The following is a 14,161-nucleotide window of genomic DNA, read 5'->3' on the forward strand; positions in this document are numbered from 1 at the left end:
CGCGCCGCGGCGCAATTCTGATCAACAGCAGGCCGGACATTGATGGACCATAGCAGGACGAGTGACGTTGAAAAGCCGTCGAACGGCAAAGACGGTAACGGCGGCAGCCCGGACGGCGCGGCGTACGAGGCCACGCAGCAGTTCGATCTGTTCGGGATGCCGGTGAAGACTCTGGTAGAGACGCCGGCTGTGTCGCCGGGCGAAGCCGATTCGGCCGCCCCCGGGTCCACCGGCAGCGCGGCAGCGCAAGAGCGCAAGCGCGCGCCAAAGACCGCCAAAGCCAACGCCGCTGCGTCGCTGTTCGAAGACGACGCCACGCCCGACGGGCCCGCCCCTGAAACAGAGTCCCCGCCGTCCCCGCCCGCCTCGACCGACGCTCCGAAAAGACGCCGCACCCGCGACGTGCTCGCCGCGCCGCCCTCGCCCGAACTGCTCGCGCTCGCGGCGCAATTGCCGCCGCAGATCCACCTCGGCACCTCGACGTGGTCGTTTCCGGGCTGGAGCGGCATCGTCTACGGCGACGACTACAGCAACAGCAAACTGTCGCGCGAGGGCTTGAGTGCGTACGGCGCGCATCCGCTGCTGAAGACGGTCAGCATCGACCGGTCGTTCTACCAGGCGCTGACGGTCACCGAATACCTGCGCTACGCGCAGCAGGTGCCCGAGCATTTCCGCTTCATCGTCAAGGCGCCGATGACGATCACCGACGCCACTGTGCGCGCCGAGCGCGGCGAGCCGGTGTCGCTGAACCCGTGCTTCCTGAACGCGCAGATGGCGATCGACGATTTCGTCACGCCCTGTCTCGAAGGCCTCGGCGCAAAAGCCGGCGCGCTCGCGTTCCAGTTTTCGCCGCTGCCGGATCAGATGCTCGCGCAGCCGGCGATGTTCATCGAGCGTCTCGGCGAGTTTTTCAACGCACTGCCCAGGCTGCCCGAGGGCAGTTGCTACGCGGTCGAGATTCGCGACGCGAGTCTGCTCACGCCGCGCTTCATCCGCATGCTGAAGACGGCAGGCGTGCGCTACTGCGTCGGCATTCATGCGCGGATGCCCGATCCGCTGCGCCAGGCCGCGGCGCTCGCGCTGCTCGACGGCGAACCGGCCGGCCCGCTGATCGTGCGCTGGAGTTTGCACGGCGGCTTCAAATACGAGCAGGCGAAAGCGAAGTACGAGCCGTTCAATCGGCTCGTCGACGAAGATCCGGCGACGCGCGCCTCGCTCGCCGAGCTGGCCGCGCGCTACGCGCTCGCCGGCCAGCCGGTCGTGATCGCGGTCAACAACAAGGCGGAAGGATCGGCGCCGCTCAGCTGCGTGAAACTGGCCGAAGCGATTGTCGAAGCCCTCCAGTCGCGCCGCCCCGCCGTCAACCTGCCTTGATCCGGTGCGCGAACTTCTGGCGGAATTTCGCGACCTTCGGTGCAACCACGAACGAGCAGTAGCCCTGATTCGGGTGCTGCGCGAAGTAGTTCTGGTGATACGTCTCGGCGGGCCAGTAGTTCTCGCCGAGCGGCAGCACCTCGGTCACGATCTTGCCGTCGTAGATGCGTTCTTCGCCGATCTCGCGAATCGCCTGCAGCGCGGTTTCGCGCTGCACGTCGGAATGCGTGAAGATCGCCGAGCGGTATTGCGTGCCGACGTCGTTGCCCTGCCGATTCAGCTGGGTTGGATCGTGGATTGCGAAGAAGATGTCGAGAATCTCGCGATAGCTGATCTTCGCCGGATCGAAGTCGACCTTGACCACTTCCGCGTGACCGGTGTCGCCATCGCAGACCTGCTCGTAACTCGGATGGCGCGTGTGGCCGCCCGCATAACCCGACTCCACCGCATTGACCCCCTCGACGCCCAGATACACCGCTTCGAGGCACCAGAAACATCCACCGCCGAGCGTTGCCGTCTCGTTCATAAGCTTCACCCCAGAATCAGAAACACAAAATGGTCGGCAACCGGCCTGCCTGGCGCCGCCGGTTCTGCCGCCGCATTCGAATATATGGTCGAAAACGCGTCCTGAAAGGCACACGCCAGACACCTGTCGCGCGACGCGCTGCGCCATTCCCGCAAATCTGGCCATACCGATATCGAGTATAGAAACGCCGGCGTACGATGGGCGAATATCTCCGCCACGACAGGTCCCCGGTGGCCGACGCGAGCGAATTCGACGCAGCCGGTTCATGCTCGACCTGTGAGGGCGATGACGCCCGACCACGCATCGCACACAACGCTGTGCGGCTCGCGCGTCGATTGCAGTTAAAATTGGTGGAAATCGACGATTTTCACCATGACTTTCGAAACTTCCGCTGCCAGCCTCACATGTCTGCGCTCTTATTCGCGCTTTAGCCCGTCTTTCTCACGGCGCGCGCCGGGGATCTTGCCCCGATGAAGCGCGCGAGCCCCCCCAACTTCGATCAGAACGCCTTCAAACAGGCGCTCAGCCAGTTCGCGACCGGCGTCACCGTGATCACGACGCGCGCCGCGTCCGGCCAGCTGATCGGCATCACGGCCAGTTCCTTCAACTCGGTGTCGCTCGATCCGCCGCTCGTGCTGTGGAGTCTCGCGACGCGCTCGGCGTCCATGCCGGTGTTCCGCTCCAATAGTCACTATGTGGTCAACGTGCTGGCCGCGTCGCAGCTCGATCTGTGCAAGCGCTTCGCAACCGTGAAGGGCGACCGCTTCGAGGGCGTGTCGCACGCGGCGGGCGACACCGGCATGCCGGTGCTCGACGGCGCGCTCGCGTGGTTCGAATGCCATAACCGCAGCCGCTACGACGAAGGCGACCACGTGATTTTCGTCGGTGAAGTGGAACGCTGTGGCGTGCATGAAAATGCCGCGGAGATTCTGCCGCTGGTGTTTCAGAGCGGCCAGTTCCACGGCCTGAAGCCTCTTTGAGCGGCTAGGGTCTGTCAATCAGGCGGGGCAAAAGCTGCGCGCCCCCGCCCTCACTACCCTCAGCGCTCGCTATGCGTGGCCCCGTGCCCGCTGCTCTTCTTCACGAGCGACACCGGCACGCCCGAATCTTCCTTCAGCGTTTCGAGCACGATGTTCGAGCGGATGTCCAGCACGCCCGGCGCCTTGTACAGGCGATGGAGCACGAAATCGGAATAGTGTTTGAGGTTGTGCGCGAGCACCCGCAGCAGGTAGTGGGTTTCGCCGGTCACGACGAACGCGCCGACCACTTCGGGCCAGTCACGCAGCGCTTCGGCAAAGCGCTCGTGCCAGTTCTGCTGGTCGTTGCGCATCGATACCTGCACGAACGCTTCCAGCTCGAATCCCAATACTTCCCGGTTCAGACACGCGCGGTAGTGTTCGATGACGCCCTGCTCCTCCAGCAGACGCAGGCGTCGCAGACACGCCGATGGCGAGAGCGAGATGCGCTCCGCGAGGTCCAGATTGCTGATCCGTCCTTCCTGCTGCAGCACCGTCAAGATACGGCAATCGGTGGCGTCGAGCGAGATCGCGTTCATATTCGGTCTCCCTTTCCCATTTGACTCAAATTATGTTCCAAGACACCGCGAAGAAGGAGATTTTTTCGCAATCACATTTCGCGGCTTGACCTCTATCATTCAGAGATAGTCACCTTGCGCCGGAACCGTCATGCAAGCACTTTGGGACCTCACCCCCGCCGTCGATACCGCCACGCCCGTCTGGCCCGGCGACACGCCGGTCGGCATCGAGCGCGTCTGGCGCATGGAGACTGGCTCGCCGGTCAATGTCGCGCGTCTGACGATCTCGCCGCACACCGGCGCGCATACCGACGCGCCGCTGCATTACGACGCCGACGGTGCCGCGATCGGCGACGTGCCCCTCGACGCATACCTCGGTTTATGCAGAGTGATTCACTGTATCGGCGCGTCGCCTGTTGTGACGCCACAACACCTGGCTGGCTCGCTCGACGATCTGCCGCCGCGAGTCTTACTGCGCACTTACAGAAATGCGCCGACGCGCGAGTGGGATAGCGCGTTCTGCGCAGTCGCGCCCGAGACCGTCGATCTGCTTGCGGCGCGCGGCGTGAAGCTGATCGGCATCGATACGCCGTCGCTCGATCCGCAGGAATCGAAGACGATGGACGCGCACCACCGGATTCGAGCGCACCGGATGGCGATTCTCGAAGGGATCGTGCTCGACGCGGTCGAGCCCGGCGACTACGAACTGATCGCGCTCCCGCTGAAACTGACCACGCTCGACGCGAGCCCGGTACGCGCGGTGCTGCGCGCGCTACCGGATGCACACTGAACAAGACCCGCAACATCAGGCAGACCTGCCCAACCGATCGAACCCACCATGAACCATCGTGACGAAGCCGTGGCGCTCGACAGCGCCGATCCGCTCGCAGCGCTGCGCGACCAGTTCGCGCTGTCGCCGACCACCATCTATCTCGACGGCAACTCGCTCGGCGTGCCGCCGGCCGCCGCCGCGCAGCGCGCGCAGACCGTGATCGCCGCCGAATGGGGCGAAGGGCTGATCCGCAGCTGGAATAACGCCGGCTGGTTCGCGCTGCCGCGCCGGCTCGGCAACAAGCTCGCGCCGCTGATCGGCGCGGCCGAAGATGAAGTCGTGATCACCGACACGATCTCGATCAACCTGTTCAAGCTGCTGTCGGCGGCGGTGCGGCTCGCGAATGCGCGCGATCCGAAGCGCCGCGTGATCGTGTCCGAGCGATCGAATTTTCCGAGCGATCTGTATATCGCGCAGGGCCTGATCGAGCAGCTCGATCGCGGCTACGCGCTGCGCCTCGTCGACGATCCGTCCGAGCTGCCCGACGCGATCGGTGAGGACACCGCGATCGCGATGATCACGCACGTGAACTACCGCACCGGCTACATGCACGACATGGCCGCGCTGACGAAGCTGATCCACGCCAGGGGCGCGCTCGCGCTGTGGGATCTCGCGCATTCGGCGGGCGCGGTGCCGGTCGATCTGAACGGCGTGAACGCCGACTATGCGGTCGGCTGCACGTACAAGTATCTGAACGGCGGCCCCGGTTCGCCCGCGTTCGTGTGGGTGCCGAGGCGCCACCAGAACGAGTTCGCGCAGCCGCTGTCGGGCTGGTGGGGGCATCGCGCACCGTTCGAGATGAACCCGACGTATCAGCCCGATAACGGCGTGGGCCGCTACCTGTGCGGCACGCAGCCGATGGTATCGATGGCGCTCGTCGAATGCGGGCTCGACGTGTTCCTGCAAACGACTATGCAGGCGGTCCGCGAGAAGTCGCTCGCGCTGACCGATCTGTTCCTCGAACTCGTCGAGACGCGTTGTGGCGAATTTCCGCTCAAGCTCGTGACGCCGCGTGAGCATGCGCAGCGTGGCTCGCATGCGAGCTTCGAGCATCCGCACGGCTATGAGGTGATGCAGGCGCTGATCGCGCGCGGCGTGATCGGCGACTATCGCGAGCCGCATGTGCTGCGCTTCGGCTTCACGCCGCTGTACACGCGCTTCGTCGACGTCTGGGACGCCGTCGAAACGTTGCGCGACGTGCTCACCCGCGAAGCCTGGCGGGCGCCTGAATTTGCCGCGCGCGGCGCCGTTACCTGAGGATTGCAGAAATGACCGATCACATGCACACGCCGGGCTTGCCAGAAGAACTGGCGGTACGAGGCTGCCCGTTCGGGCATGGACAGACCGCTTCGGCGCCGCCCGCCAGCGCGGCCGACAGCGGCTGGCACGAAGCGCAGCTCGACTTCTCGGAGTCGATGAGCTACGGCGATTATCTGTCGCTCGGCACGCTGCTCGACGCGCAGCATCCGTTGTCGCCGGATCACAACGAGATGCTGTTCATCATCCAGCATCAGACGAGCGAGCTATGGATGAAGCTCGCGCTGTACGAGCTGCGCGAGGCGCTCGCGGCCGTGCATCGCGACGAGCTGCCGCCCGCGTTCAAGATGCTCGCGCGCGTCTCGCGGATCATGGAGCAACTGGTGCAGGCGTGGAGCGTGCTCGCGACGATGACGCCGTCCGAATACACGGCGATGCGGCCGTACCTCGGCAGCTCGTCGGGCTTCCAGTCGTACCAGTACCGGCAGATCGAATTCCTGCTCGGCAACAAGAACGACCAGATGCTGAAGCCGCATGCGCATCGTGCCGACGTGTACGCGCAAGTGAAGGCATCGCTCGAAGCGCCGTCGTTCTATGACGAAGTGGTGCGCCTCCTCGCGCGCCGCGGTTTCGCGATTGCGCCCGCACGGCTCGAGCGCGACTGGACGAAGCCGACCGAACATGATGCATCGGTCGAAGCGGCGTGGCTCGAGGTGTATCGCAATCCATCCGAGCATTGGGAGCTGTACGAGATGGCCGAGGAACTCGTCGATCTCGAAGACGCATTCCGCCAATGGCGCTTCCGTCACGTCACGACGGTGGAGCGAATCATCGGCTTCAAGCAGGGCACCGGCGGCACGAGCGGCGCGCCGTATCTGCGCAAGATGCTCGACGTCGTGCTGTTTCCCGAGTTGTGGCATGTGCGGACGGTGCTGTAACGGTTAGCGCGTGTAAGGCACTTTCCCGGCAACCGGAGAATCACAGCGAGCGTAATACTCGTGGCTATTCCCGCTCGATGCAGAACAGGTCCCGTGCATCGGGCTACGGAAAATTCGGAGTTATCCGAATCTTGAGAGATGGTCAGCAAGGCAGCATCGGAGCCCCATAAAAACATTAGAGGGTTTCGATATGCCCGGTGCCGATAACATCGAAGGAGTGAAGGTTGTACTGAGTGCTCCGCAACTCGCGGCCGTGCTATCCCGCCAGTCGATCAGCCAGTCGGAGATGCTTTCCAACCGCCTTTGGGGCGGGTTACAGATCGTCGGCGGCGTGCTGGAAATGGTCGGTGCGGGTGCGCTATGCGTTTTGCCGGAGCCGACCATGGCGAGCAAAGCCGCGTGTGTCGTGTTCGGGGTACATGGCTCGGACTCGGCGGCGGCAGGCCTGCGGCAGGTCTGGACGGGTCAGGACACAGCCACGTTGACCCAGCAGGGCACGACGAAACTCGCTAAAGCGATGAAGGCGAGCCCCGACATGGCGAACAATATCGGCCTGTCGCTCGACATCGCCGTGCCATTCGGCTTTGCTGTCTCGATCAGGGCGGCCCGCGCCGCGCGCATCACGATCGGCCGGATCAACCTGCACATGCATGAGGCGAAGGCGGGCAGCCGGATTGGTGGACATACGATTTTGAAACACGTCGGACGGACTGAAGCGCAGTTGCGGGAGAGGCTAAGGCTGGAGCCGGAAAGGACCGTAGTATCGTCTTTCGTAAATCTTGAGGCAGCGGAATGGGCTATATCGGAAACGATGCTTGCAAATACCTTAAAAATTCGGGCATGGACAAAATCACCAAAGCGAACTCTGACGCTGGAAAAGAACGTTGGAAGAAATGTAGGTTATGCATTGGTCAGGAAGACCGACACGTTGGTGGATAGCAGCAACGTGAAGATCATCTTGAAGTACGGGCCGTATAACGGGATGCCGTACTACATTATTACGGCTATGGTCGAACGCTGATTTCGAATGGATATTGATATATGAGATACGAAAATTTGTATCAATTGATCTGTGGCCGCTTCCATGAAGATTTCGACTTGTTTGGAAACACAATTGAAGAATTGGTTTTGTCCTTTACATGCGAATGCACACCGGAAGAGATTCGCGCAACGGTGGCCGAGATAGACCTATTCAAGAGCGATCATGCTGGAAATCTTGACGCGGCCTTCGAGGAGGAATTTGGCTACCAGTGCGATCCAACGGCGTGGGAGCAGACCACTGAGGCTTTTCTCGACAAGCTTAGGCGTCTGCTTCTGAGTCAGTAGCCTGACTTTCCTCGCACCGGACGGCCACCCGGTCGGTTGGTAGGGCTTCCGTGTACTGATTTCGAGTGAATATCGATACATGAGATACGACGGTCTGGATCAATTGATCGGTGTCTACTTCAATGAAGATTCCGACTACTGGGGAGACACGATTAAAGAGTTGGTCCAGGCTTGTGCAAGCGAATGCACCCCAGAAATGATCAACGCGAAGGTGGCCGACATAGACCGGTTCAAGAGAGATCACGCCGGAAATCTTGACACAGCCTTTGAGGAAAATTTTGGCAGGCAGTTCGATCCGACGCTGTGGGGTCACACGACCGAATCTTTTCTTGACGAGATTAAGCGTCTTCTTCTGAGTTGAGTAGCCTTCGATTCCTCCCACCGGACGGCCCCACACCGACAGCGCCGGACACCCTCTACCGCGCGGTGTAACCCCCATCGATCGGCAGACACACCCCGCTGATCATCGACGCCGCGTCGCTCAACAGAAACAGAATCGGCGCGGCGACCTCGTCTGATTCGGCGAAGCGCCTGAGCGGAATCGCCTGTAAAGCGGGATCGCGTTTGACGGGATCGCTCCAGGCCTGCACCGCCATCGGCGTCAGCGTGACCGTCGGGTTCACGCTGTTCACGCGAATCCCGTGCGGCCCCAGCTCGATGCACAGCGCGCGTGTGACCGCATCGAGCGCGGCCTTCGAGGCCGAATAGCTCAGATGATCGTCGAGCGCGACGAGCGCGGCCTGGCTCGACACGTTGACGATGCTGCCCGCGCGCCCCGCGTCGAGCATGCCGCGCGCGACGTGCTTCGCGACCAGCACCGCGCCGCGCGTATTCACCGCCATCACGCGATCGAAGCTCGCGGCCGTCGTATCCACCGCGCGTTCGAGCAACGCGATGCCCGCGCAATTCACGAGACCATCGAACGGTGCGAGCGAGGCGAATGCTTCGTCGATCGCCGCTTCGTCGCTGATGTCGAGCATCAACGGCTCGCAGCCGGTTTCCTCGGCGAGCCGCGCAAGCTCGTTCACGTTGCGCGCGGCCGCGACGACCGACGCGCCGCTCGCGCACAGCGCCTCGACCGTCGCGCGGCCGATGCCGCTGGAGGCGCCCGTCACCAGAATCGAGCGGCCGGAAAAATCGAAAGTGGCGTTCATGATGATTGCAAGCGATGCATGACCGGCTTCAACGCCGGATAGAGATCCGTATATACGCCAAAACGCTGTTCGTATAACGCCATGCGCTGTGCGTCAGGCTGTGCGCGCTCGACGAGTGTGACCCAGCCGCCTTGCGCCGCTTCGCGCGACACGAGTCCGACCCCGAGCGCGGCGAGCAGCGCGGCCCCCATCGCGGCCTCGACGTCCTGCTCGATCGTGTAGACCGGATAACCGGTGACGTCGGCGATGATCTGCATCCACAAGTCTGAATGCGCGGCGCCGCCCACCACGATCAGCCTCTCATCGAGCGATTGGGCTCCTTTGCGCCCCGCCTCGATGTTGTGCTTGAGCGCAAACGACACGCCTTCGAGCACCGCTCGATATAGATGCGCTCGCGTATGAAACAGCGACAATCCGACGAACGCGCCGCTCGCTTTCGCATCCCATACCGGACTGCGCTCGCCCATCAAATACGGCAGGAACAGCACGCCATCGGCACCGGCCGGCACTTGCGCGGCCGCTTCTTCGAGCAACCGATGCGGATCGCCATGCGGCATCACTCGCGCCGCCTCGATCTCCGCATGACAGAACTGCTCGCGATACCACGTGACGGACGCACCCGCAGTGATCGCGCCGCCGAACACGTAGATATCGTGTTGCCCGTTGAAAACGTGCGGCATGCTGATCAAGCCGTGCCGCGCGTCGACTCGCTGATTGATGTAGCCCCAGCACATGCTCGTGCCGATCATCGCGACGTGCTGCCCCGCACGCGTGACGCCGGCCGCGAACGTCGCCATCGCGGCATCGACGCCGCCCGCCACGATCGCCGTGCCCGCTTCCAGCCCGAGCTGCCCGGTCCATTGCGACAGCAGCCCGCCCACCACCTCCGACGATTCGACGAGCCGCTCCGGCATCATCGTCGCGGGAATGCCGAGCATGTCGAGCGCTTCGTCGGACCAGTCGCGCCGCGCGATATCGTAGACGCCGCCGATATTGCCGGCCGAACTGTGATCGACGGCGACCTCGCCGGTCAGCCTGTAGATCACGTACGCATTCGGCGGCAGGAAAAAGCGCGTATGCGCCCAGACGTCTGGCTCGTTCTCGCGCAGCCACAGCATCTTCGTGTAGCCGTAGTAGCTATCGACGCCGTTGCCAGTGATCGTATAGAGCCGTGCGAGATCGACGTTCTCACGCACCCAGTCGACCTGCACGGTCGCGCGCCGGTCCATCCAGATCAGGCACGGCGCGAGCGGCCGCATGTCGGAGTCGACCGGAATGCCCGAGCCGCCGTACAGGCTGCTCACGCACAGCGCCTTGATCGAGCCAGGCTCAATGCCGGCCTCCTTCGCGTCGCTGACGCACGCGGCGACGCACTCGACGACCGCCTTCAGCCACACCGCGGGCCACTGCTCGGCCCACAACGGCTTCGGCGTATCGGGCTTATAAGCCGAGGCATGCTGCGCGACGATCGCGCCGTGCGCGTCGACCAGCAACGCCTTCGTGCTCTGAGTGCCGATATCGACGCCGATCACGTAGTTCATAGAGTCTCCGTTGAAAAGCCACGTACGTGATTCACGCGCGCGGCTTCATCAGCACCTTGATCGAGTCGAGCGAGTTCGCGATCCTGATCGCTTCGTCCCATTCTTCCAACGAAAAGCCGTGCGTGACGATGCCCTTCGACGTAACGAGCCCGCGCGCGAGCAGATCGATCGCGATCGGATAGCAATAGGGTCCAAGATGCGCACCACGCACGTCGAGCTCCTTGCGATCGCCGATCACCGACCAGTCGAGCGTCGTATCCGCGCCGAACACAGAGAATTCGACGAAGCGCCCGAGCTTGCGGATCAGGTCCATGCCCTGGTTCACGCCGATCGGCGCGCCGGTCGTTTCAATATAGACGTCGCAGCCGTATCCGTCTGTCAGTGAATGGATGATCGCGAGCGCGTCCTGCTGCTTCGGATTGATCGCCACGTCCGCGCCATATTCGCGCGCAAGGTCGAGCCGTTCTTCGACGAGATCGATCACGACGAGCTTCTTCGGTGTCTTCAGATGCGCGACCTGCGTCATCATCAAACCGAGCGGCCCCGCCCCCGCGATCACGACGACGTCGTCCAGTTGCAGATCGCCGCGATTGACCGTATGAATCGCGCAGGCGAGCGGCTCGATGATCGCGGCGTCTTCGAGCGAGATGCCGTCGGGAATCGTGTGGACGATCGCAGTCGGCGGAATGCGCATGTACTCGGCCATGCCGCCGTCTGCGACTTCGCGCTGAAAGCCGAAGATGTTGTGCACTTCGCACATCCAGTACTGACCGGATTTGCAATAACGGCACTTGCCGCACGGCACGATCTGCTCGGCGATCACGCGCTCGCCCTTCTTCACGCCGAAATGCTCGGCCGCGCCCTCGCCGAGTTCCTCGACATAGCCGAAGAACTCGTGGCCCGGAATCACCGGTGCCTTGACCCACGGGCTCGGGCCGCCCCAGAACATCTTCGCGCCCGAATGGCATTTGCAGTCGCTCGCGCAAATGCCGCATGCGGCAATGCGGATCACGAGTTCATGCGCGCGGGCGCGCGGCTTCTTTACCTGTTCGACGCGATAGTCTCTTGGTGCATGACAGACGATCGCCGTCATGTTCTGCTTATCGGATTGAGTCGTCATTGCAGGGTCCTGCGAAAAGAGGGTTGTGAGGAAGAGAGCACTACTTTCTACGGTCGCGGCTGATATAGATCGCGAGCAGAATGATTCCGCCCTTGATCACGTTCTGCACGTAAGGATTCACGCCAACCATGTTCAGGCCGTTGTTCAGCACGCCGAGTAATAACGCACCGATCAGCGTGCCGATGATCGAACCGCGTCCACCGGAAATCGATGTGCCGCCCATCACGACGGCGGCGATCGCGTCGAGTTCGAAGCCGACGCCCGCGTTCGGCTGACCGCTCATCAGACGCGCGGTCAGCACGATCGCGGCGAACGCGGACGTCAACCCGGCGATCGTGTAGACGATCAGCTTCACGCGTGCGACGCGCACACCTGACAATCGCGTCGCCTGCTCGTTGCCGCCGATCGCATACACGTAGCGGCCAAACGGCATGCGTTCGAGCAGCACCCACGCGATCAGATAGATCACCGCCATGATCACGACCGGCGCCTGGATGCCGAGAATCTTGCCGCTGCCGAAGAAGCTGACCCACTCGGGCAGGCCATCGATCGGATAGCCGCCCGTGTAGATCAGCGCGAGACCGCGCGCAATCCCCATCGTCGCGAGCGTGACGATGATCGGCGGCATGCCGGCGAACGCGACGAAGAAACCGTTGGCCGCGCCGAAGCCGAGGCCGACCGCGATGCCGACCGCCAGCGCGGCCACCGCATTCAGGCCGGCGACCATCAGCCCGGCCGACAGCGTGCCCGCGAGCGCCATCACCGAGCCGACCGACAGATCGATACCGCCCGTCAGGATCACGCAGGTCATGCCGACCGCGATGATCGCGTTGATCGACACCTGGCGCAGCACGTTCTCGATGTTCGCGGCGGACAGGAAGCTATCGCTCGCGAACACCATCACGACGCAGACGACCAGCAGGCCGATGAACGGATAGAACAGCGTCGAGCGTTTCAGCGCAGCCCAGGTGAAACTCACCGGCGCACCTGGCGTGTCACCGCCGACGCTCGAAGTTTTCGGCGAGGAAGACGGATTAGGCATGTTCATGAGCAGCTCCAGACGACCCGGCGGTCGCATACGTCATCACGGCGTTCGATTCGATCGCGTCGCCTTCGAGCAATACTTCGATGCGGCCCTGGCGGAACACGGCGACGCGATCGCACATGCCGACGATCTCCGGCAATTCGGATGAAATCATGATGATCGAGTAGCCGCGCGCGGTCAGTTCGCGCATCAGCAGATAGATTTCGGCCTTCGCGCCGACGTCGATGCCCCGCGTCGGCTCGTCGAAGATCAAGATGTTGGTGTGGTGATTGAGCCAACGCGCAATCACGACCTTCTGCTGATTGCCGCCCGAGAGCGTCGCGACTTCGGTGTGCATCGTCGGCGCCTTCACGCCGACGCGCTTCATGATGTCGGCGGTCGCGCGCGCCTCGCTGCGCTGGTCGATAAAAAAGCGCAGCGAGCGATACTTGCCGAGGTTGTTGATCGAGATGTTCTGCTTGATCGAGAAGTCGGTAATCAGCCCTTCGGTCTTGCGGCTCTCGGGCAGAATGCCGACGCCCGCGCGCAACGCATCGGCCGGATCGGCAAGCTTCGCGGCCGCGCCGTTCACGCGAATCTCCTTCACGTACGCGGGGTCCGCGCCGATCACCGCGAGCGCGGTCTCGGTGCGCCCCGAACCGACGAGTCCCGCGAAGCCGAGAATCTCGCCTTCGCGCAGCGTGAAGCTCAGCTCAGGGCTGTCCTTGAACCGCTGCAGGCGCACGACGTCGAGCACGATCTTCGCGTCCGCGCGCGGCGCCGGCTTCGGCGGAAAGCTGCTTTCGATGCGGCGGCCCACCATCATCTGCACGAGCCGGCTCACGTCGGATTGCGCGACCTCGGTCATGCCGACGTACTGGCCGTCGCGCAGCACCGTGATGCGGTCGCACACTTCGAAAATCTCTTCGAGGTGGTGCGAGATAAAGATCATCGCGACGCCCTGCTGCTTGAGCTCGCGCATGATCGCAAACAGATGCGCGGCCTCGGCGGGCGTCAGTGTCGCGGTCGGTTCGTCGAGGATCAGCACGCGCGCATCGAGCGACAACGCCTTGCCGATTTCGACGAACTGCTGCTGCGCGACCGACAGTTCCCTGATCGGCACCGACAGATCGATCGTTACACCGAGCCGCGCGAAAATCTCCGCAGCCGCGTGCCGCATCCTGCCGCGTTCGAGCAGGCCGATGCGGTTGCGCAATTCGCGGCCGAGAAACATGTTCTCCACCGCGTTCAGATACGGAATCAGGCTGAACTCCTGAAACACAATGCCGACGCCCGCAGCCACCGCGTCGTGATAGTTCGCGAAGTGGCGTGGCTCGCCGTCGAGTGTGATCGTGCCTTCGTCAGGCTGATAGATGCCGCACAGAATCTTCATCAGCGTCGACTTGCCCGCGCCGTTCTCGCCGAGCAGCGCATGAATCTCGCCGCGCGCGATCTCGAGGTGAATGCCTTGCAACGCCTTCACACCGGGAAAGCTCTTGCTGATGTTGTCGAGCTTCAGAATCGTGTCCATCGCG

Annotated in this window: 15 protein-coding genes; 8 read left to right on the forward strand and 7 right to left on the reverse strand. The window is 63.0% G+C overall.

From position 1 onward, the window contains the following. Positions 1 to 42: 42 nt before the first annotated feature. Positions 43 to 1,374 (forward strand): DUF72 domain-containing protein, encoded by a 1,332-nt coding sequence (locus tag L0U81_RS12580; RefSeq protein WP_233803097.1) that lies wholly within the window; start codon positions 43 to 45, stop codon positions 1,372 to 1,374. On the opposite strand, the gene msrA is transcribed toward L0U81_RS12580, so the two are convergent. Next, a complete protein-coding gene (gene msrA / locus L0U81_RS12585) occupies positions 1,361 to 1,900 on the reverse strand; it encodes a peptide-methionine (S)-S-oxide reductase MsrA (protein ID WP_233803099.1) in 540 nt (179 codons plus the stop codon). The genes L0U81_RS12580 and msrA overlap by 14 nt on opposite strands. A gap of 470 nt (positions 1,901 to 2,370) precedes the next feature. On the opposite strand from msrA, the gene L0U81_RS12590 reads away from it, so the two are divergent. After that, positions 2,371 to 2,880: a flavin reductase family protein gene (locus L0U81_RS12590; RefSeq protein WP_233803101.1), complete on the forward strand. Its 510-nt coding sequence runs from the start codon at positions 2,371 to 2,373 to the stop codon at positions 2,878 to 2,880. Between the two features lie 59 nt (positions 2,881 to 2,939). Here the strand turns inward: L0U81_RS12590 and L0U81_RS12595 are convergent, their stop codons facing one another. Further along, positions 2,940 to 3,455 (reverse strand): Lrp/AsnC family transcriptional regulator, encoded by a 516-nt coding sequence (locus tag L0U81_RS12595; protein ID WP_233803103.1) that lies wholly within the window; start codon positions 3,453 to 3,455, stop codon positions 2,940 to 2,942. Positions 3,456 to 3,585: 130 nt separating this feature from the next. On the opposite strand from L0U81_RS12595, the gene kynB reads away from it, so the two are divergent. The 6 genes from kynB to L0U81_RS12625 all read left to right on the forward strand — a co-directional run bounded on the left by kynB (position 3,586) and on the right by L0U81_RS12625 (position 8,148). Continuing rightward, the gene (kynB, locus tag L0U81_RS12600) at positions 3,586 to 4,224 is read left to right on the forward strand and encodes an arylformamidase (protein WP_233803105.1); all 639 of its coding nucleotides are present in this window, start codon (positions 3,586 to 3,588) and stop codon (positions 4,222 to 4,224) included. A gap of 48 nt (positions 4,225 to 4,272) precedes the next feature. Beyond that, positions 4,273 to 5,523: a kynureninase gene (gene kynU, locus L0U81_RS12605; RefSeq protein ID WP_233803107.1), complete on the forward strand. Its 1,251-nt coding sequence runs from the start codon at positions 4,273 to 4,275 to the stop codon at positions 5,521 to 5,523. Between the two features lie 11 nt (positions 5,524 to 5,534). Beyond that, complete coding sequence (kynA, locus tag L0U81_RS12610; protein WP_233803109.1) at positions 5,535 to 6,461, forward strand: tryptophan 2,3-dioxygenase; 927 nt, start codon at positions 5,535 to 5,537, stop codon at positions 6,459 to 6,461. 190 nt (positions 6,462 to 6,651) lie between these two features. Next, complete coding sequence (locus L0U81_RS12615; RefSeq protein ID WP_233803111.1) at positions 6,652 to 7,482, forward strand: RNase A-like domain-containing protein; 831 nt, start codon at positions 6,652 to 6,654, stop codon at positions 7,480 to 7,482. 20 nt (positions 7,483 to 7,502) lie between these two features. Next, positions 7,503 to 7,787: a contact-dependent growth inhibition system immunity protein gene (locus tag L0U81_RS12620; RefSeq protein WP_233803113.1), complete on the forward strand. Its 285-nt coding sequence runs from the start codon at positions 7,503 to 7,505 to the stop codon at positions 7,785 to 7,787. A gap of 79 nt (positions 7,788 to 7,866) precedes the next feature. Beyond that, complete coding sequence (locus tag L0U81_RS12625; protein ID WP_233803115.1) at positions 7,867 to 8,148, forward strand: contact-dependent growth inhibition system immunity protein; 282 nt, start codon at positions 7,867 to 7,869, stop codon at positions 8,146 to 8,148. 55 nt (positions 8,149 to 8,203) lie between these two features. Here the strand turns inward: L0U81_RS12625 and L0U81_RS12630 are convergent, their stop codons facing one another. The 5 genes from L0U81_RS12630 to L0U81_RS12650 are packed head-to-tail and all read right to left on the reverse strand — an operon-like array spanning position 8,204 to position 14,157. Then, entirely contained in the window at positions 8,204 to 8,941 is a 738-nt protein-coding gene (locus L0U81_RS12630; protein WP_233803117.1) for an SDR family oxidoreductase, read from the reverse strand. Beyond that, positions 8,938 to 10,482 carry an FGGY-family carbohydrate kinase gene (locus L0U81_RS12635; protein ID WP_233803119.1) on the reverse strand — a complete coding sequence of 515 codons (1,545 nt, stop codon included), beginning with the start codon at positions 10,480 to 10,482 and terminating at the stop codon, positions 8,938 to 8,940. Before L0U81_RS12635 ends, L0U81_RS12630 begins: the two co-directional genes overlap by 4 nt. A gap of 31 nt (positions 10,483 to 10,513) precedes the next feature. Next, the gene (locus L0U81_RS12640) at positions 10,514 to 11,602 is read right to left on the reverse strand and encodes an alcohol dehydrogenase catalytic domain-containing protein (RefSeq protein ID WP_233803121.1); all 1,089 of its coding nucleotides are present in this window, start codon (positions 11,600 to 11,602) and stop codon (positions 10,514 to 10,516) included. A 40-nt stretch (positions 11,603 to 11,642) separates the two neighbouring features. Continuing rightward, positions 11,643 to 12,650, reverse strand: coding sequence for an ABC transporter permease (locus L0U81_RS12645; RefSeq protein WP_233803123.1), 1,008 nt, complete (start codon positions 12,648 to 12,650; stop codon positions 11,643 to 11,645). Next, positions 12,637 to 14,157 (reverse strand): sugar ABC transporter ATP-binding protein, encoded by a 1,521-nt coding sequence (locus tag L0U81_RS12650; RefSeq protein WP_233803125.1) that lies wholly within the window; start codon positions 14,155 to 14,157, stop codon positions 12,637 to 12,639. The genes L0U81_RS12645 and L0U81_RS12650 overlap by 14 nt, the downstream gene beginning before the upstream one ends. Positions 14,158 to 14,161: the final 4 nt, after the last annotated feature.

It is taken from the genome of Paraburkholderia sp. HP33-1 (assembly GCF_021390595.1).
In the GTDB taxonomy this organism is placed as follows: Bacteria; Pseudomonadota; Gammaproteobacteria; order Burkholderiales; family Burkholderiaceae; genus Paraburkholderia.